This window comes from Arthrobacter sp. OV608 (assembly GCA_900110595.1).
In the GTDB taxonomy this organism is placed as follows: domain Bacteria; phylum Actinomycetota; class Actinomycetes; order Actinomycetales; family Micrococcaceae; genus Arthrobacter.
Window position 1 is genome coordinate 196,375 of the sequence record FOEZ01000002.1, and the last position, 17,634, is coordinate 214,008.

Annotated in this window: 15 protein-coding genes; 10 read left to right on the forward strand and 5 right to left on the reverse strand. The window is 66.7% G+C overall.

Annotation, left to right across the window (positions count from 1 at the left end):
- Positions 1-175 precede the first annotated feature (175 nt).
- From BMX78_RS03695 to BMX78_RS03740, 10 genes are all read left to right on the forward strand, one after another.
- The gene (locus BMX78_RS03695; RefSeq protein ID WP_091416538.1) at positions 176-1,516 is read left to right on the forward strand and encodes an ABC transporter substrate-binding protein; all 1,341 of its coding nucleotides are present in this window, start codon (positions 176-178) and stop codon (positions 1,514-1,516) included.
- Positions 1,516-2,409: a carbohydrate ABC transporter permease gene (locus BMX78_RS03700; protein ID WP_091416541.1), complete on the forward strand. Its 894-nt coding sequence runs from the start codon at positions 1,516-1,518 to the stop codon at positions 2,407-2,409. Before BMX78_RS03695 ends, BMX78_RS03700 begins: the two co-directional genes overlap by 1 nt.
- A complete protein-coding gene (locus BMX78_RS03705) occupies positions 2,406-3,263 on the forward strand; it encodes a carbohydrate ABC transporter permease (RefSeq protein ID WP_091416544.1) in 858 nt (285 codons plus the stop codon). Before BMX78_RS03700 ends, BMX78_RS03705 begins: the two co-directional genes overlap by 4 nt.
- Positions 3,264-3,333: 70 nt before the next feature.
- On the forward strand, positions 3,334-4,413 hold the full coding sequence (locus tag BMX78_RS03710) for an ABC transporter ATP-binding protein (RefSeq protein ID WP_091416545.1): 1,080 nt from the start codon (positions 3,334-3,336) through the stop codon (positions 4,411-4,413).
- On the forward strand, positions 4,414-5,748 hold the full coding sequence (gene ggh / locus BMX78_RS03715; RefSeq protein WP_091416548.1) for a glucosylglycerate hydrolase: 1,335 nt from the start codon (positions 4,414-4,416) through the stop codon (positions 5,746-5,748).
- Positions 5,745-6,905: a glycerate kinase gene (locus BMX78_RS03720; RefSeq protein WP_286138764.1), complete on the forward strand. Its 1,161-nt coding sequence runs from the start codon at positions 5,745-5,747 to the stop codon at positions 6,903-6,905. The genes ggh and BMX78_RS03720 overlap by 4 nt, the downstream gene beginning before the upstream one ends.
- Positions 6,906-6,939: 34 nt before the next feature.
- Positions 6,940-8,136, forward strand: coding sequence for an ROK family transcriptional regulator (locus tag BMX78_RS03725; protein ID WP_170850672.1), 1,197 nt, complete (start codon positions 6,940-6,942; stop codon positions 8,134-8,136).
- A 174-nt stretch (positions 8,137-8,310) separates the two neighbouring features.
- Positions 8,311-8,694 (forward strand): hypothetical protein, encoded by a 384-nt coding sequence (locus BMX78_RS03730; protein ID WP_091416554.1) that lies wholly within the window; start codon positions 8,311-8,313, stop codon positions 8,692-8,694.
- The gene (locus BMX78_RS03735; RefSeq protein ID WP_170850673.1) at positions 8,687-10,750 is read left to right on the forward strand and encodes a DUF8189 domain-containing protein; all 2,064 of its coding nucleotides are present in this window, start codon (positions 8,687-8,689) and stop codon (positions 10,748-10,750) included. Before BMX78_RS03730 ends, BMX78_RS03735 begins: the two co-directional genes overlap by 8 nt.
- 128 nt (positions 10,751-10,878) lie before the next feature.
- Positions 10,879-12,741 carry a DNA/RNA non-specific endonuclease gene (locus BMX78_RS03740; RefSeq protein WP_091416560.1) on the forward strand — a complete coding sequence of 621 codons (1,863 nt, stop codon included), beginning with the start codon at positions 10,879-10,881 and terminating at the stop codon, positions 12,739-12,741.
- A 38-nt stretch (positions 12,742-12,779) separates the two neighbouring features.
- On the opposite strand, the gene BMX78_RS03745 is transcribed toward BMX78_RS03740, so the two are convergent.
- The 5 genes from BMX78_RS03745 to BMX78_RS03765 form a co-directional block, all read right to left on the reverse strand.
- Entirely contained in the window at positions 12,780-13,010 is a 231-nt protein-coding gene (locus BMX78_RS03745) for a hypothetical protein (RefSeq protein ID WP_091416562.1), read from the reverse strand.
- 38 nt (positions 13,011-13,048) lie between these two features.
- Entirely contained in the window at positions 13,049-14,377 is a 1,329-nt protein-coding gene (locus BMX78_RS03750) for a S8 family serine peptidase (protein ID WP_091416565.1), read from the reverse strand.
- A gap of 34 nt (positions 14,378-14,411) precedes the next feature.
- Complete coding sequence (locus BMX78_RS03755; protein ID WP_091416568.1) at positions 14,412-15,995, reverse strand: alpha/beta hydrolase; 1,584 nt, start codon at positions 15,993-15,995, stop codon at positions 14,412-14,414.
- 42 nt (positions 15,996-16,037) lie between these two features.
- Entirely contained in the window at positions 16,038-16,694 is a 657-nt protein-coding gene (locus tag BMX78_RS03760; protein ID WP_286138765.1) for an AfsR/SARP family transcriptional regulator, read from the reverse strand.
- A 292-nt stretch (positions 16,695-16,986) separates the two neighbouring features.
- Positions 16,987-17,610, reverse strand: coding sequence for a hypothetical protein (locus BMX78_RS03765; RefSeq protein ID WP_091416573.1), 624 nt, complete (start codon positions 17,608-17,610; stop codon positions 16,987-16,989).
- Positions 17,611-17,634 lie beyond the last annotated feature (24 nt).

Sequence of the window (17,634 nt, forward strand, 5' to 3'; positions counted from 1 at the left end):
GGCCGTTCGGTGGCCGGAGCCTCCTGGAACCGTAAGAGGTGCCGCGCGGCCGCACCCGGCACCGCCTGGGCGGCCGGCCGCACCCTCAATACGTCGTGACCCTTGACACATTCAAACTTCTGTCTAATGATTAAACGAAAGTGCCGCAGAGCCGCGCACTCGAATGGAGTAGTGCATGAACCACCAATTCCCCTCCCCAAACCACCTGCCCTCCCGCCGCAGCATGCTGCTGGCCGGCCTGGGGGCAGCCCTCTCGGCCCCTTTCCTGTCCGCATGTGCAGGCTTCGATACCAGCGGAGCAGCCGCCGGCAGCGGAACCGTGAGTTTCCTGTCCACGCAGTTCACGCCTGTCGAGGAAAAGCAGCGCTATGAGCAAGTCCTGAAGAAATCCCTCCGGGTGCCCGTCGCCTATAACGCGGTCGATCCCAGCGTCTTCGCCTCCACGGTGAAAACCCAGACGTCCGCCCAGAACATCCGCACCTCGCTGCTCGGCGGGCTACACGGTGAGCTGGCGCCGCTGGCAGGTTCGCTGGAGAACGTGGACAGCATCCTCTCGGACCTGGCCGGCCGCGGGTTCGCCAAGGAGATCCTGGAACTAACCAAGGCGGGCACCTCCTCGGCGAAGTACGTCCCCTGGATGCAGGCAACCTATGTTGTGGCCATTAACAAGAAGGCCCTCGAATGGCTGCCGTCCGGAGTGGACGTCAACAACCTCAGCTATGAGCACTACCTGGCGTGGGCCAAGGCAGCCAAGCAGGGCGCCGGACGCCCCGTGTTCGGCATGCCGGCCGGCCCCAAGGGCCTGCACCACCGCTTCTACCAGGGATTCCTGCTGCCCAGCTTCACGGGCGGCCAGATCACCACGTTCCGCAGCCCTGACGCCGTGGAGGCATGGAAATACATGCAGGACCTGTGGGACAACATGGTGCCTGCATCCACTAACTTCGACGCCATGCAGGAACCCCTGGGCCGGGGCGAAGTGCTGGTGGCGTGGGACCACGTGGCCCGGCTGATCAAGGCCCCAGCGGACAACCCCGGCGAGTGGCTCATGGTGCCTGCCCCCCAAGGCCCCAAAGGCCGTGGCTACATGCTGATCGTGGCCGGCCTCGCCCTGCCCACGGGTGGAACCGAACGCGAATTGGCCGAGCAGGTGATCCGCGGCCTGTCCGAACCGCTGACCCAGGTGGAAACCCTGCGGCAGAATGCCTTCTTCCCCACCGTCCAGACCGAACTCCCCACGGACCTGGCCGGCGCCATCGCCCTCGAAGCCGGGGCCGTCCGGCTGCAGCAGCGGTCCGAGGGCGCGCTGCTGGCATTGCCGCCAGTGGGCCTGGGAGCCAAGGAGGGTGAGGTGTCCCAGATCTTCAAGAACGTTTTCCAGGAAGTCTGCCTGAACAACCAGGACATCCAGCCTGTCCTGGACCGGCAGGCGAAGGAATTGAACACCATCGTCCAGGAACTCAACGTCCCGTGCTGGGCGCCCGATCCCGTCTCCGCGAAATGCGAGGTAGCGTAATGACCGTCCAAGCGCCCCCGGCTCCCGCCAAAGCCGCCGCCCCCGCGCGGCGCCGCCGCGTCCCGGCCGCGGTCTGGCTGATCGGGCCCTCCATCCTCTTCATGACCCTCCTCCTGGGCTGGCCTGTGGTGGAAGGCGTCCTGCAAGCCTTCCGGAACGAGCAAGGCTTCACCCTCGAGTTCGTGAACCGCATGGTCCAGGACCCGTACTTCTGGCCGGCCGTGCGCAACACGCTGCTGCTGATCGCTGTGATGATCCCCATCCAGTTCGCCTTCGCCATCACCATGGCGCTGCTCCTGCGCGCCAATCCGCGGCTGAACAAGGTCCACTTCTTTGTCTGGGCCATCCCCCTGGCCCTCAGCGACCTCGCCGCCGGCCTGGTATGGCTCTCCATCTTCAATGACCGCGGCTACCTGAACTCGGCCCTGTCATGGCTTGGCATCGAGGGCATCTCCTGGCTGGCCTATGACAACCAGACCACGATGTTCATCTGTGTCCTGATCGCAGAACTGTGGCGGGCAACCTCGCTCGTGCTGGTGATCGTCGTGGCAGGCCTGCAGGGCATCCCGAAGGACTACGACGAGGCCGCCCAGGTATTCGGGGCAACGTTCTGGCAACGCCTGCGCCACGTCACCCTGCCTCTCCTGAAACCCAGCCTCCAGGTGGCCCTGATCCTCCGCACCATCCTGGCGTTCCAGACGTTCGCGGTGGCACAGGCCCTGACCGGGCAGAACTTTCCGCTGGTGGTGGGTGAAACCTACCGCTGGTACACGGGGCTGCAGAACCCCAATGTCGCTGCCGCCCTGGCCTTGGTGATCCTGGCTGTGTCAATGCTGACGTCCATCTTTTACCTGCGGGCTCTCCGCGACAAGACTCAGGAAGGCACCCGATGAGCCAGGCAACCGCAGCCAACGCAACAGTCGATACCGCACCGCTGAAGCGCCAGAAACGGAACAGGGTCCTGCTGCAGCTCGCCTGCCTCGCCGTCTCCCTGTTCATGCTGGTCCCCATCTACCTGATCTCCCTGGCGGCGCTGTCCACCCGCGAATCCCTCAATAAGTTCCCGCTGAGCCTGCTGCCCACCAGCTTCTCGTTGGAAACGCTCAACGCGTTCCTTGGCTCCACCGGCGTCTTCGGTGCACTCGGCAACTCGCTGATTGTCGGCGTCGGCACCCTGCTGCTCTCCGCGCTGATCGGCGTCCCGGCCGGTTACGCCCTGGCCCGGTTCGCCTTTCCCGGCAAGGAGCCGTACCAGCTGTTCCTGCTCTTCACCCGCGCCCTGCCCATCGTGGTGTTGTCCGTCCCGCTCGCCAGGCTCTTCCTCACCGTGGACATCTACGACACCACCTACGGCGTGATCCTGCTGCACACCGCACTGGCACTGCCCACCACCATCCTCATATCCGCCAGCGTGTTCCTTGGCGTCCCGCATGACGTAGAGGAGGCGGCCCGGGTATTCGGCTGTAGCCCGTTCAGCGCCTTCATGCGGGTGGTGATGCCCATGGCCCTTCCCGGCATCGCCGCCGCCTCGATTTTCACGTTCGTGATGTCCTGGAACGAGGTCCTCGGCGCATCGATCCTCACCCTGGACCACCGCACCCTGCCGGCCCAGGTGCTCACCTCGCTGGCCGATTCGCCGCTGGCCTACCGGTTTGCCGGCGGCTTCGCGCTGGTGATCCCGTCCATCATCTTCATCGCCTTCATGCGCCGGTACCTCACCAACATGTGGGGCTCCACCATCCGCTGACCCGGCCAGCCGGGTCCTCCCGGCATCCACAAACTTCCCAGCTTCCAGAATCCCCCAAGGAGCCGATCCCATGGCTGATATCACCATTTCCAACCTCGTCAAGACATACCCAGGCGGCACCGAACGGGCCACCGACGACGTCTCCCTGCACATTGCCGACGGCAGCTTCACGGTGCTCCTGGGCCCGTCCGGCTGCGGCAAAACAACGCTGCTGCGCATGCTGGCCGGGCTTGAACTGCCCGACTCCGGCGCGGTCTCCATCGGCGGGCGCGACGTCACCTACCTGCCGCCGAACAAGCGCAACATCTCCATGGTGTTCCAGTCCTACGCCGTTTTCCCGCACCGCTCCGTCCGTTACAACATCGGCTTCGGGCTGCAGATGGCCAAGGTGCCGAAGGAGCAAATCGACAAGAAAGTCCAGTGGGCTGCGGACCTGCTGCAGCTGACCCCGTACCTGGACCGGCTGCCGGCTAAGCTCTCCGGCGGCCAGCGCCAGAGGGTGGCCGTGGCCCGGGCCATCGTGGTGGACGCGGACGTGCTGCTCATGGATGAGCCGCTGTCCAACCTTGACGCCCTGCTGCGCCTGAACTTCCGGTCGGAGCTGAAGAAGATCGTGCAGGACCTGGGCACCACCACGGTCTACGTCACCCACGACCAAAGCGAGGCACTCTCCCTCGGCGACCAGGTTGCCGTCATGCGCAAGGGCCGGATTGCCCAGCTCGGCGATCCGCTGGATGTCTATGACGCCCCGAGCGACCGCTTCGTGGGCGGCTTCATCGGCTCCCCGCCCATGAACTTCGTGGATGCCGCAGTGACCCCTGACGGCGAACTGGTGGTCGGGGACCAGCGGCTCATGGCGCCGTCCCTGCTCCGGTCCTTCGGGAACCACAACATTGTCCTGGGTGTCCGGGCCGAAAACGTGTCCGTGGCCAAGGACCGCGAGTCCGGGTACATCGCCGCCACGGTGCTGGTGGTGGAACCGATGGGCTCCACCATCCTGCTCACCGTGGACGTGGAGGGCCAGACCCTCAAGGTCCAGGCCCCGCCGAGCTTTCGGACCGCACCGCACCAGACCATCTGGCTGGGCTTCTCCCCCAACACGATGCGCTTCTACGACCGCGAAACCTCAATGGCACTGGAGGCCAACTAAATGAACGCCCACCCCCACGTCAGCACCGACGAGCTCCGCGCTGCGGCGATGGAAGTGCTCCGGCGCAACGACCTGGGCACCATGACGACGGCGGCGCCGGACCTTTATCCCCACATGTGGAGTTGGGATGCGGCGTTCGTCGCGATCGGCCTCGCCAGGGTGAGCGTACCCCGCGCCATCACCGAACTGCGGACCCTGCTGGCCGCGCAGTGGTCCAGCGGAATGATCCCCCATATTGTGTTCAGCGACGACGAAGAGCGCTACTTCCCGGGCTTCGACCGCTGGGGCACAGTCACCGCCGAGGCACTCCCGGAGGGTGTCAAGAGCAGCGGCATCTGCCAGCCGCCCGTGCACGTGATCGCCCTCCAGCACATCCTGGACCGGGGCCGGGAGAACGGCGGCAGCGACCAGGCGGCGGCCGAAGAATTCCTTCGCGAGTCCTTCGACGGCTGGCTGGCCTGGCACCGCTGGCTGGCCGAGGTCCGCGATCCGGACGGGGTGGGCCTGGTGGAGATCCACCACGGCTGGGAATCGGGCTTTGACAATTCACCACGCTGGGACGGCCCGTATGCGGCCATCCAGCCCGGCGAGCTGGAGCCCTTCACCCGCCGGGACACCCTCCATGTGGCGGATCTTAGGGAGCGCCCGGACGATGCCGAGTACGCAAAGTATCTGTGGCTGGTCCAACAGATGGCGTCCGTGGGCTTTGATGACCAGGCCGTCCAGGAGATCGTGGACTTCCGGGTTCGGGACGTCTTCTTCTCCGGAATCATGGCAGCGTCCACCGAGGTCCTCGCCACCCTGGCCCAGGAGATCGGCCGCCCCGAGGCCGCTGAACTGCGTGAAATGGCCGCGCGCTTCCGTCGCGGCGTGGCTTCCACCGTGGATCCGGAAACGGGATTGGCCAGGGACTACGATGTCCTGGCCGGCAAGTGGATTTCCACCGAAACGGTCTCCGGTTTCGCGCCGCTGGTGGCCGGCGGCGACACGGCACTCCTGGCCAGCCAACGCGAACTGCTGCTGGGCAAGGACTGGATGGGGTTTCCCGGCATGAAGTTTGCCCTGCCGCCGTCCACCTCGCCCGCCAGCGCGGCGTTCAGGCCCCGGACGTACTGGCGCGGCCCGGTGTGGCCGTTCCTGAACCTGCTGCTGGGCTGGGCCAGCGCCCGCGACGGGCAGCGGGACCTCTACGAGGCTCTGCGCACCGAGTCCCTGCAGCAGCTGTCCGACCTCACGTTCGCCGAATACTATGAGCCGTTCACGGCGGAGCCCCTGGGCAGCCTGGCCCAGGCATGGACGGCGGCGGCTGCCCTGGAATGGCTGGGCCGCCCGTGACCCCAGTGCTGGTGGCGTGTGACAAGTTCAAGGGCAGCCTTACGGCCGCCGAAGTCTGCGCGGCAGTGGCCTCAGGCATCAAAAGGGCCCGTCCCGGGACGGACGTGGTGGCGCTTCCCATAGCCGACGGCGGTGACGGCACCGTTGCGGTGGCGCTGAACGCGGGTTTTGAGGAAATAACGACGACGGTCACGGGACCGGGCGCGCAGCGGGTGGAATCCTCATTTGCCTTGAACCGCGACGACGGTACCGCCGTTGTGGAAATGGCCCGGGCGTCAGGGCTGCTTCAGCTTCCCGGAGGGGTCCCGGATCCGCTGTTCGCCACCACGTTCGGCACCGGCGAGCTGGTCCGGGCGGCCCTTGATGCGGGTGCCCGGACCATTGTCCTGGCCCTTGGCGGCAGTGCAACCACGGACGGTGGCGCCGGTTTCCTGCAGGCGCTCGGCGCTACCCTCTCGCGGGCTGACGGGTCACCGCTGGAACGCGGCGGCTCGGCACTGGCCGGCCTGGCCGCCGTCGGCCTCGACACGCTTGATCCGCGGCTGGCCGGCTGCCGGATCATCCTGGCCGCGGATGTGGACAATCCGCTCCTGGGTCCCAACGGGGCCGCCGCCGTCTATGCGCCGCAAAAGGGCGCTACCGCGGCGGACGTGGAACTGCTGGAAGAAGGACTCCGGCACTACGTGCAGGTCCTGCAGGCAGCCGGGGTCCCCGCCGGGGCCGAGGACGTGCCAGGCGCCGGGGCAGCCGGCGGCCTGGGCTTTGCCGCCCAAAGCATCCTGGGTGCCACCACCAGGGCGGGGATCGACGTCGTAATGGACATCGCGGGGTACCGCCATGCCCTGGCGGCCCTGACCGGCGCCGACCTGGTGGTGACCGGGGAGGGCTGCCTTGATGAACAGACCCTCAACGGCAAGGCGGTGGCGGGCGTCGCCCAGGCGGCGTGGGAAGCGGGTGTTCCCACCGTGGCAGTGTGCGGGCAGCGGCGCCTGGGACGCAGCGAGCTGGCCCAAAAGGGCATCAGCCAGGCTTACGCCCTCACCGAGCGTGAACCGGATGTTGCCCGCTGCATGGCGCAGGCGGCGGGCCTGCTGGAGGACTCCGCTGAGCAGCTCGCGCGGGATTGGATCAGGGCACACGCTTCCTTCCCCGTATAAAGTAAGTTGTTTTGAGGAAAAACGGGAGGACGACATGACGGTGGAACGGGTGCCGGCGAGCCTGGGCGGGGCGACCTCTCACGGGCACCTCCTGGAGCTGATCCGGTCCACCGGCGGGCTGTCCCGCCAGCAGTTGCTGGCCGCCACCGGCATGTCCCGCGCCACCTTGTACGAGCGGCTGGAGAGCCTGCTGCGCCGTGGATTCATCTACGAGGCCGAATCCTTGGAGGCCACGGGCGGACGCCGCTCGCGCAAGATCCGGTTCGATGACCGGGGCCGGGTGGTGCTCACCATCGCCCTTGGCCAGACGCATGCCACGGTGTGTGTCACGGATATCCGCGGCGAGGCCTTGCGCTCGATCACCAGCACCCAGGACATCAGTGGCCCGGCCGGGTCCGTGCTGGCGCCCCTCATTGACGCGGGGAAAGCCCTGCTGGCCCAGGGGTCCGGCGAGGTTTTGGTGGGGGTGGGCGTCAGCCTGCCCACACCGGTTGAGGCGGAGACGGGCTACGTTGCGCACGCCACCACCATCCCCGGCTGGCCCCGCGACGCCGTGGCACGGGCGGTAACAGACGCCTGGAATGTGCCCTTCGCCGTCGAAAATGATGCCCGGGCGGCCGCGCTGGGCGAACGCGTCAGCGACGCGGAAACAGTTGTGTACGTCAAAGTGGGAACGGGCATCGGCTGCGGCATAGTGGTGGAAGGGTCCATCCTGCGCGGAGCCCGCGGCGCGGCCGGCGACATCGGGCACATCCGGATGGCGGAGGACGGTCCGCTGTGCCGGTGCGGCCGCCACGGCTGCCTGGCCGCGTACAGCTCGGGCCGCGCAATTGCCGAGCGCCTGAGCGGGCACGGGCCTTCCAGCCTCACTGCGCTCAGCGAGGCCGGCCGGGCCGGGGATCCCGCCGTCACGCCGGCCCTGACCTCCGCCGCACGTGTGCTGGGTTTGGCGCTGTCCGCCACCATCACCACGCTGAATCCGGACCGGCTGGTCATCGGCGGCATCATCGGCGCGGTCCCGGCCTTCGTCGAACAGGTCAGCGCCACGGTGATGTCCACAGTGGTGGAGCGCATCGCGGACGGGCTGGCCATCGAGGCCGGCGATCCCGGGGACCGTTCCGCATCGCAGGGCCTGGTCACCCTGGTGATGCGAAAGGTCTTCTCCCCCGGGGCGATCGACGCCGGAACCCACGAGGCAGGCGCGGGCACCAGTGTGACTGCTTCGGCTTAGGCTCCATTCATAGGGAGCAGGGTGTGCGGCGGCGGCACTTGCCGCCTCCGCACGCTCACCCCATCGCATCATCCGCGCATTTCTCCACCCACCCCCGGCCGGACCAGTAACGGTGCAGTAACGCGCGCCTGATGGACTCATACCTGTGGTTCCCCCGCGTGTGAGGCCGGTGTGATGAGGCAGCCCTGGAGTTCGGTCCGGATGGCGGGCCTGGCCCTGGACGTGCCGGCCCAGCTTGCCCCGTCGGAGGAGCACGGCATCGAGGGCGGCGCCGCCACCCTTGAGGGCGCCGGCATGCGGCTGACCGTGGATGCCAGCCCCTTCGCCGACCCCCTCACCCGCTACGCGGACAAGCCCGGCTACGAGCATTGGCAGGAGGCTGTGGCCAGCCAATCCGCTGACTTTGTGGTGTTTGAAGAGGAGGGCACCCGCACCGTTGCGGTCGCCATCCCCGGCCGCGCCACCGCCGTCGTCCATCAACCGGCAGACGGTGAAAGGGACGTCGCCCTGCAGATCCTGCGAAGCATCCGAACTGATGAAGGAGAGTCTCATGTCTGACGAGCAATACCCCGCCGCCCCGTACCTCGCGGCGGTCTCAAACACGGCCGCGGGTGAAGGCAACCCGGGCTTCAGCAAGGTCCAGGCCTACCTTGAGCGGTTCGGCTACCTGGCCGAATCCACCGCACGGGACATCGGCGTCCTGGACGACCCCACGGAAGGAGCCCTGAGGAACTTCCAGGAGTTCTTCCACCTGCCGGTCACCGGCGTGTTCGACGACGCCACCCGGGACGCGATGATGCAGCCCCGGTGCGGGCTTCCGGACATGCGCGGCGACGGCCTGGCCTTCTCCACCGCGTGTGCCTGGGCCGACCGAACCCTGACGTTCGCTTTCGACACCGGAACCGACGACGTCGGCGGCACCGCCGAGTTTGACGCCATCAGGCGTGCCATCCAGACCTGGCAAAACCTGGGCGGACTGACGTTCACCGAAGTGGCCCTCGGTTCCAGCCCGGACATCCGGATCGGATGGCGGCCCGCGGCGGACCCGGACCACTCGATGGTGGGCGGCATCCTGGCCCACGCAGACTTCCCTCCCGGCTGCAGCGTCATCACCAACACGCTGCCCAAGCCGGTGCACTTCGACGACAGCGAGCACGTGTGGAGCGTGGGCGCAGTGGCAAGCGCCTTCGACATCGAAACGGTGGCACTCCACGAACTCGGCCATATCGTGGGCCTCTTGCACTCGAGCGTTGCGAATTCCGTGATGGCACCCACCGTGGCGTCCAACTTCACCAAACGCGCCCTCACCCAGGACGACATCGACGGATACCGGGCGCTGTACCCGGCAGCACCGCAGGCCTGGTCCGGCTGGAACTCCCTGGGCGGCACGCTCACCTCGGACATCTCCGTGGGCAACAACAAGGATGGCCGGCTGGAAGCCTTCGTCCGGGGCACCGACGGGGCTGTGTGGCACCGATGGCAAACCGCGCCCAACGGAAACTGGTCCGGCTGGGCCTCCCTGGGCGGCGTGATCACCACCGAGATCGCCGTGGCCAACAACCAGGACGGCCGGCTGGAAATCTTCGCCCGCGGCACCGACAACGCGCTCTGGCACATGTGGCAGACCACCCCCAACGGCAACTGGTCCGGCTGGAATTCCCTGGGCGGCGTGATCACGGGCCCGCCGGCCACCGGACGCAACGCGGACGGCCGCCTCGAGGTCTTCGCCCGCGGTACCGATGGCGCTGTGTGGCACCGGTGGCAGACTTCGCCCAACGGAAACTGGGCCGGCTGGGCCTCCCTGGGCGGCGTGATCACCTCCGAAATTTCCGTGGGCAGGAACGCCGACGGCCGCCTCGAAATCTTCGCGAGGGGCACGGATAACGCCCTCTGGCACCGGTGGCAGACAGCACCCAACGGCAACTGGGCCGGCTGGCAGTCCCTGGGCGGCGTGCTCACCTCCAACATCACCACCGGCAGCAACGCCGACGGCCGGCTCGAGGTCTTCGTCCGCGGCACCGACAACGCCCTGTGGCACAAGTGGCAGACAGCACCCAACAGCGGCTGGTCCGGCTGGGCCTCCCTGGGCGGCATCCTCACCTCCGATATCGCCGTAGGCAGGAACGCGAGCGGCCGCCTCGAGGCCTTCGTCCGCGGCACCGACAACGCCCTGTGGCACATGTGGCAAACGGCCCCCAACAGCGGCTGGTCCGGCTGGGCGTCCCTGGGCGGCATCCTCACCTCCAACATCACCGTGGGGAACAACGCCGACGGCCGGCTGGAGGTCTTCGTCCGGGGCACGGACAACGCGCTGTGGCACATGTGGCAGAACAGCCCGTTCCTGACCGAAGATTCCACCGGCGCTTCAGGTGCTGCCGCCATGGCGGAGGAGGCCGGCGCGGACGCAGCCTCCGCGGCAGTGGTCCCCGAAACGGTGGACATGCCAACCGGAACCATGGCCGGGAGCGTGACAACCAACGGCCACAAGCAGCCCGCTGCAGCGGCCATGCCCACGGGGGTTATGGACGCCCCACCCAAGGAGCCCACGGGCAAGCCCGGCACGCCTGACAAGGAAGGCGCCATGCCGGCCCTGGGCATGTCCGTCAGCGCCTGAGCAGGCGGGTGGCAGGAACCGTAAGGTACGACGGCGGCCCGCGGCCGCCGTCGTACGTCACCTCCCACGCACCCGGGGATGGCCCGCCGCGGCCGGCAGTAAAAGCACCACCAGGAAATGGACATGGCATGAACACCACCGACCGCCCCTCCCCGGAAGCAACACCTGACGAAGAGCAGTTGCTGGCCTCGCTGCGGCAGTTCATCAGGACCAGAGGCGCCGCCTACCTCGAGGACCCCAACATCACCTCGATCGGTGTGGGCCACAAAGTGGTTGACGGCAAGCAAACAGGCGAGATTGCCCTCCAGTTCACGGTGGGTGAGAAGGCTGCGCCGGAAGCCCTGGAGGCCCTCAACACCACCCCCATACCGGAAGCAATCGTGGTGGACGGGGTTGCCGTGCCCACTGATGTTATTGAGCGGAACTACCGTCCCTCGTTCCGGGCGGTCGCCGAGGTGGAGCCGCCGGCCACCAAAGTCCGGCTCGATCCCATCCGGCCGGGGGTCAGTGTGGGCCACTTCCGGTCCAGCGCCGGCACCATCGGCTGCATCGTGTACGACAGGCACGAGGGCACACCCATGATCCTCAGCAACTGGCATGTGCTGCACGGCGAGTCCGGCGCCCTTGGCGACGCGGTGGTCCAGCCGGGCCCGCACGACGACAACCGGGTGGACGCCAACGGGCTCGGCAAGCTGGTGCGCTCCCACCTGGGCGTCGCCGGAGACTGCGCTGTGGCAACCATCGAGGACCGCGGATTCACTACGGCGATCCAGTCGTTGGACGTGACCCCGGACCAGCTCGGGGAACCCGAAATCGGGGACAAGGTGGTCAAAAGCGGCCGGACCACGGGGGTGACCCATGGCAAGGTGCGCCGGGTGGATGTGATCGCAAAACTGAGTTACGGGTCCGCGGGAACGCACGCCATCGGCGGCTTCGAAATCGGCCCGGACCCGGACAATCCCCCGGCGGACGGGGAAATCAGCCGCGGCGGAGATTCGGGGTCCGCCTGGATTTTCAAGACCCCCGACGGCGGGCTCACCACCGTTCTGGCGGGCCTGCATTTCGGCGGGGAATCGGGCGACAGCCCTGACGAGCACGCCCTGGCCTGCCTGCCCCAGTCCGTGTTCGAAAAGCTGGAGATCACCCTCCGTCCGCCGGCAGCAGCTCCTGAGGATACCGAGGATGTCCCCGAAGGGTTCGGCAGCGATTTCCTGGGCCCCCACATCGGCCTGCCCACCCTTGCCGCCGGCCTGGACAGTGACGCTGTCCAGCTCGCGGGCTCGGAGGTCATCCCGTACACCCACTTTTCACTCTCGATGAGTAAGTCCCGGCGGTTTGCCCGCTGGGTGGCGTGGAACATCGACGGCGCCGGCTTGGTAAAACTCAGCCGGGCCGGCATCAATTTCGTCAAGGACCCCCGCGTCCCGGCCGACGTCCAGACCGGTGACGAGCTGTACAGCGGCAACCGGCTGGACCGTGGGCACATCGCCCGCCGCGCCGATCTGGTCTGGGGACCTCTGGAGGAGGCCGCCCGGGCCAACAAGGACTCGTTCTACTTCACCAACATCACCCCGCAGATGGACGATTTCAACCAAAGCAGCAAGAACGGGGTCTGGGGAAAGATTGAGGACGCGGTGTTCGCGGACGTCGACGTCGACGACCTGAAAGTCAGTGTGTTCGGCGGGCCGGTCCTCCAGGACGATGACCGCGCTTACCGGGGTACCCGCCTGCCGCGCGAGTACTGGAAGATCATCGCGTTCGTGGAGCAGGGACAGCTCAAGAGCAGGGCCTTCCTCCTGACCCAGAACCTCATCCAGGTGGAAGCGCTCGAACTCGACGAATTCCGGGTTTTCCAGGTTGCCGTGACCGAAATCGAGGAACGGACCAGCCTGCAGTTCGCGGACACGCTGCGGCAGGCTGACACGCTTGTGGTCCCGGAATCGGTGGGTGACCGGCGGCCGCTGGAGGATCCGTCTGACATCCTGTGGTGAGCCGTCCAGTGGTGAGCACCCGAGGGTAGGCCGTTCGCCTACTGGATGTCTGCCTCTGGCGGCGGGAGCCGGTATCCCAGGTCCTCGTCCACGGACTGCACGCCGTGCACGGACTTCAGGGCGGGCAGGCTGTCATCCTCAGCGGACCCGGTGATGAAGCCCATCTGCAGCACCTGCTCCACTTGCATGCCGCGGGCGCGCAGGGCGTCCGCGACATCGGCGATGGCGGACACGTGCTCCGGGTCCACCGTGATGTTGATGTTGACCATGCTTCAGATTATCCTCATCGCGGTGTTTAGAGCGGTGCTCACAGCGGGGCGATGACCAGGCCGGAGCCAACGTCCACGGACGGTGCCATCAGCCGGTCGCATTCCTGGACCAGCGAGGACCAGAGTTCCCTTCCCCGATAACCGGTGGCCTGTGCCCAGAGGGCGGCAACTCCCGCAACGTGGGGGGTTGCCATGCTGGTGCCGCTGATGCTCCGGTACCGGGTAGGCATGGGCCAGGACGAGTAGACCTGCCAGCCCGGGCCGGCAACGTCAACCTGCCCGCCCCGCACCGGGAGGCTGCGTGCGGAGAAGAAGGCAACGTCCAGCTGATGGTCCAAAGCGCCCACGGCCATGATGAAGGGGCTGTTGGCCGGGGTGCCCACAAAACCGAAGTTGCCCTGGAGCCGCTTGGCGTTGTTTCCGGCGGCGGCGATGATCAGCGTCCCGGCGTCCAATGCCCGTTCGCCTGCCGCCACATAGGGCGGATGGACCTGTGGCACGTCTGCCCCGAGGGACATGGAAATGATGGCGCAGCCGCTGGTCACCGCCCAGTCGATGCCGGCGAGGATCCCGGCGTCGCTGCCTGACCCGGCGTTGCTGAGCACCTTGCCGGCGAAAATTTCCGCTTCGTAGGCCACGCCGTAGCGCGGCCCCGTGGACGGGGACTTGGCGCCGCAGGATGTGCCGATGCAGTGCGTGCCGTGCCCGTGGCCGTCCGTGGCGGGTTCCCCTTGGATGAAGGAACGGGTGGTGATGTTGCGTCCGGCGAAGTCCGGGTGGGTTGAGTCGAAGCCGGTGTCCAGGACGGCCACCTTGACCCCGCGCCCGGAATACTGGGATGAGTGGGCCTGGACCGCCTGCAGCCCCCACGTGAACTGGGCCGTGTCCTGGAAGATGGGCACCGTTGGGGGTGCCGCCACTGCCGCGCCCTGACCGTTTCCGCCGTTGAGGCGGGCGTCCAGGTCCAGGACAGCGTCGCGGTAGCCCCTGACGTATTCGGTGGGACCTGCCGGGAGGACGTGGTGGATCAGTTCCGGCGATACGGACAATACGGCACCCTGCACCGCTTCGGTGGTCTGCAGCGCGCCGATCTGCTCCGGCGCCGCCGAAACCACCGCGATGCCCAGGGAACTGAAGAATGTGGCGTCCGCGCCGCTGGTTTCGGACACATCCACTTCGCGGTCCTTGAAGTCACGCGAGTCCGCCACGTTGGCCAGTCCTGCCGATTCCAGCACCGAGGACGCGCTGCCCTCTTCCCGGGCAAAGACCACGATGAACCGGCCGGTAGTCTCGGCACCGGAATAGTCCGCCTCCGGCACGGACCCGGACGCGCTCTCGGACGCTGGGAAGGAATTGGGGTCAATCATTTCAAGTCTCCTTTGAGCGGGGGGATGGATGGTTTTAGAGGACCAGTGTCCTGGGGGTCACTGTCAGGCGGAGGCCGGCTTTTTGTCCGAGGAGGCTCCTGGACATGGCGGGAACGGGAATGAATCCCTGCCAGCGGTTCGGGGTGGGGTCGGTGTCCTTCAGCTGGTCCGCATCGCCGGCGTCCCAGTTGCGCAGGGCGCCAGGAATGGTGCTGTTCCACGCTGCCCAGGCTTTGGGCAAGGGCCGGGCCTCAGACGGCGGTTCGATGTCCACCAGCAGTGTGTCCTGCCAGTCCTCGGTCTGCTCCAGGTGGTCGGCAAAGAAGAAATGCCCGTCCTTTTCGATGATGGACATCAGCGTCAGCTTGAGCGCCTGGCGCAGGCGGGGTACTTCCCTTCCGTCCACGCGCGGGCGAGGGGCCGCGGACGAAAGGAACGTGGTCAAAAGCGGGACCGGTGAGTCGATGGGGTCCCCTTCCTTCCAGTGCTCGATCTGGACCGGGCAGAAGTGGGCAGCACTTTGTTCGTGGACCAGGACGGGCAGCCCCCGGATGGCCAGGCCCACGTCGAGTTGGTACTCGACTTCCGGCGGGTCGGCCCTGCCCACGGTGAAGCCAACCAGCTCCACCTCAACTTTGAGGTCGCCGAAAAGGAAGCGCTGGAGGTTCTGGTAGCCCTCTTCTGAATTGACGATCCCGTAGCGTCCGCTGTGGCTCCGGTGCACCACCGCCACCACCGCGCCTTTGACGGCGGCGTTGTCGATCTGGACCAGCCCGTCGCTGCGGGCACCCACGGCTTTGGAGGAGAGGCCCATGGCGACGTCGTAGTCCTCCGGGTTGGACCCCACCAGGCAGAAGAGTTCGTCCACGGGGAACCCGTCGTCGGGCATCTCGGTGGCATGGAAGCTCTCACGCGTCTGGATCCGCCGGAGCGCGGGTGGCGTGAGGTATTCATACATGCGGTCAGGGCCGAAGATGTCTGCCCCCTGGAAGCGTGTGGCGTCCCGGAGTTTCTCGAACAGGCCCAGGCCGACGGCGAACCGGATGCCGCCATGCGGAGTGGCGTACGTAAACACCCTGGCAACGTATCTGGCGCCTGCGGCAGGGTCGATCCCGCCGTCGTCGCCGGCCACGCTTTCGGGGATGACGCGCTGCAGGAGTGAGCGGCAGATGAGTCCGCCCATGGAGTGCGCCACCAGGAAGACCTTCGGGGCACCGGTTTTCTCCAGCACCAGTTTGATCATGCCGAACAGGTCCTTTGCCGCTTCCTCGAACGTGAAGTTTTCGGCCTCCTCATCGAAGGTGTCCGCCGCGTCGTCGTAGAAGCGGTGGATCCAGATCGAGGCCGGATTCACGGACTTGGCGTCCGCGCTGTTCAGGAAGGCCCATTGGTCCCCGTGGACCGGCACCTCGTAGTGGTGGTCTGCCACCAGGCGCAGCATGGGCGACTCGAACTGGTGGAATTTTGCCCGTCCGCCGCCATCGGCACGGACATGGACCGAGCCTTGGCTGAATCCGTAGAAGGGGTCGTCAACAGCACTGTTGATCGCGGAGCCGGTGCCCGCAAACCCGCGGACGTAGATCACCGGGAGCCGGCCGTCGTGAAGGGTGTTTCCCATGGAGAGAGTGCAGCACGGGAGCCGTTACGGCTGCGTTACTGCCTAGGTGGGGTTGAGCGCCGGACGCCCGCCCAGCAGGGAACCGGCGGCCGCAATCAGGCGGTCTGCCACCGGATGGGCCTGGCGGTCAAGGAGGTCGGCAACGAGGGCGGTGAGGGATCCGGAGGGCAGGAGACCCATGTCCTTCTCCAGCTGCTCCCGGTACCGTTCGTAGGCCCGCAGGGCTGCGCCGGGATTTTCGCGCTGCAGTTCGGCCGCAACGAGCCACGAAACGGCACGCTCGTAGAGGGGCTCAATTTCCAGTGTGGCGTGGGCAGCTTCCGCTGCCGTTTCACAGTCACCTGCGGCGAGGGACTTCCGGGCCAGCAGGGCGAGGGCCTGGAAACGCTCCTCCGTCAGGCGGTTCTGTGCGAAGACCACCCAGTCCTCGTACCAGCCGGGGAGGAGTTCGGCGTCGCGCAGTTCATGCAAGAAGGAGGCGCCGTTCCCGGTGTGCCGGTCTTCCTGCAGGGCCTGGATCTGGGACCGGATGCGCTGCACATCAACGTCCACCCGCTCGTCCAGGGACAGCATTGCTCCGCCGTTGACCAGCAGCCCGGGCACCTGGCGGGAAATCAGGTGCACCGTGACGCGCAGGCTTTCCAGCGCCCTGGCGTCAGGGTACTCCGGCCACAACAGGCCGCTCAGATACCCCCGCATGCCTGGTCCATGCACGGCCAAGGCAGCGATCAGCCGTTGCTGGCGTGTTGCAACATGGAGAATTTCGTCGTCCCGGCGGAGCCGCCAGGACCGAAGTAAGTCCAGTTTTAGTTCCCCACAGCCCACGGTGCCCATGGAAACCTGATTTCCGATTTGTCAAAAGGATGAGGCAGGTATGAATGAGCATCCTCAGTACGAACAGTGCTGTCAATAAGCTGCTACCCCCTTCTTCGATAGGGAGAGTGCACTCTCTCCTGCCGGTCAAAAAAGGTGTCATAGGGGGAAAGCAGCTTTACCTCAGGGTTGGAGCAAGTTGCCGTTGGGGTGCCCCAACTGCAGGCGTTCCCGTGGTGGGTCTGACGGTGGTGGTCACAGGCGCCGGCGTAGCGGTCCCTGAACTTGCCGACGGCGACGGCGACGGCGGGAACGGAGAGGTGGTCGACGGCGACGGCGCGGGCCCGGACATGGAACCTGTGGTGGGTGGCAGGGTTGCATTGCCGGCGGTGGCGGCCCCGGCCGCTGGGAGCGGGACTGAAATGCCCTTCCTCACTGATCCTTCCGGAGCCTCCGGTTCGGCCACGGATACTTCCAGGTTGGCCTCCCGCACTTGGGTGGTGGTCCATTCCCCGCGCACCACGCACGCTTTACCTGGCTTCAGGATTCCCGTGCAGCCGTTGAAAATGACGCGGAACGCCGTGTTGTTTAGGCCGACGTCGGGCACGCTAACTTCAGAATCAGTGCCGTTGGTGACTTCGATCGACTCAACAGTGCCGGCAACAGCAACGGGGTTGGTCTGCGCGGTCTGGACTATCCAGGTGTCCTCGCCAATCCGCACCCGGTTCTCAACTACCGGCTGTGAGTCCTCGGTATTCCGGGCACCTCCGGATGGACCTGTGCAGGAAGTGAGAACGCCCACGCCAAGAAGGCATGCAACGCACAT

Excerpts from the sequence above, each read along its gene's own strand:
- BMX78_RS03695 (WP_091416538.1), top strand. The coding sequence starts at position 176 with ATGAACCACCAATTCCCCTCCCCAAACCACCTGCCCTCCCGCCGCAGC.
- BMX78_RS03700 (WP_091416541.1), top strand. The coding sequence starts at position 1,516 with ATGACCGTCCAAGCGCCCCCGGCTCCCGCCAAAGCCGCCGCCCCCGCG.
- BMX78_RS03705 (WP_091416544.1), top strand. The coding sequence starts at position 2,406 with ATGAGCCAGGCAACCGCAGCCAACGCAACAGTCGATACCGCACCGCTG.
- BMX78_RS03710 (WP_091416545.1), top strand. The coding sequence starts at position 3,334 with ATGGCTGATATCACCATTTCCAACCTCGTCAAGACATACCCAGGCGGC.
- ggh (WP_091416548.1), top strand. The coding sequence starts at position 4,414 with ATGAACGCCCACCCCCACGTCAGCACCGACGAGCTCCGCGCTGCGGCG.
- BMX78_RS03725 (WP_170850672.1), top strand. The coding sequence starts at position 6,940 with ATGACGGTGGAACGGGTGCCGGCGAGCCTGGGCGGGGCGACCTCTCAC.
- BMX78_RS03730 (WP_091416554.1), top strand. The coding sequence starts at position 8,311 with ATGAGGCAGCCCTGGAGTTCGGTCCGGATGGCGGGCCTGGCCCTGGAC.
- BMX78_RS03735 (WP_170850673.1), top strand. The coding sequence starts at position 8,687 with ATGTCTGACGAGCAATACCCCGCCGCCCCGTACCTCGCGGCGGTCTCA.
- BMX78_RS03740 (WP_091416560.1), top strand. The coding sequence starts at position 10,879 with ATGAACACCACCGACCGCCCCTCCCCGGAAGCAACACCTGACGAAGAG.
- BMX78_RS03745 (WP_091416562.1), bottom strand. The coding sequence starts at position 13,010 with ATGGTCAACATCAACATCACGGTGGACCCGGAGCACGTGTCCGCCATC.
- BMX78_RS03750 (WP_091416565.1), bottom strand. The coding sequence starts at position 14,377 with ATGATTGACCCCAATTCCTTCCCAGCGTCCGAGAGCGCGTCCGGGTCC.
- BMX78_RS03755 (WP_091416568.1), bottom strand. The coding sequence starts at position 15,995 with ATGGGAAACACCCTTCACGACGGCCGGCTCCCGGTGATCTACGTCCGC.
- BMX78_RS03760 (WP_286138765.1), bottom strand. The coding sequence starts at position 16,694 with ATGCGGGGGTATCTGAGCGGCCTGTTGTGGCCGGAGTACCCTGACGCC.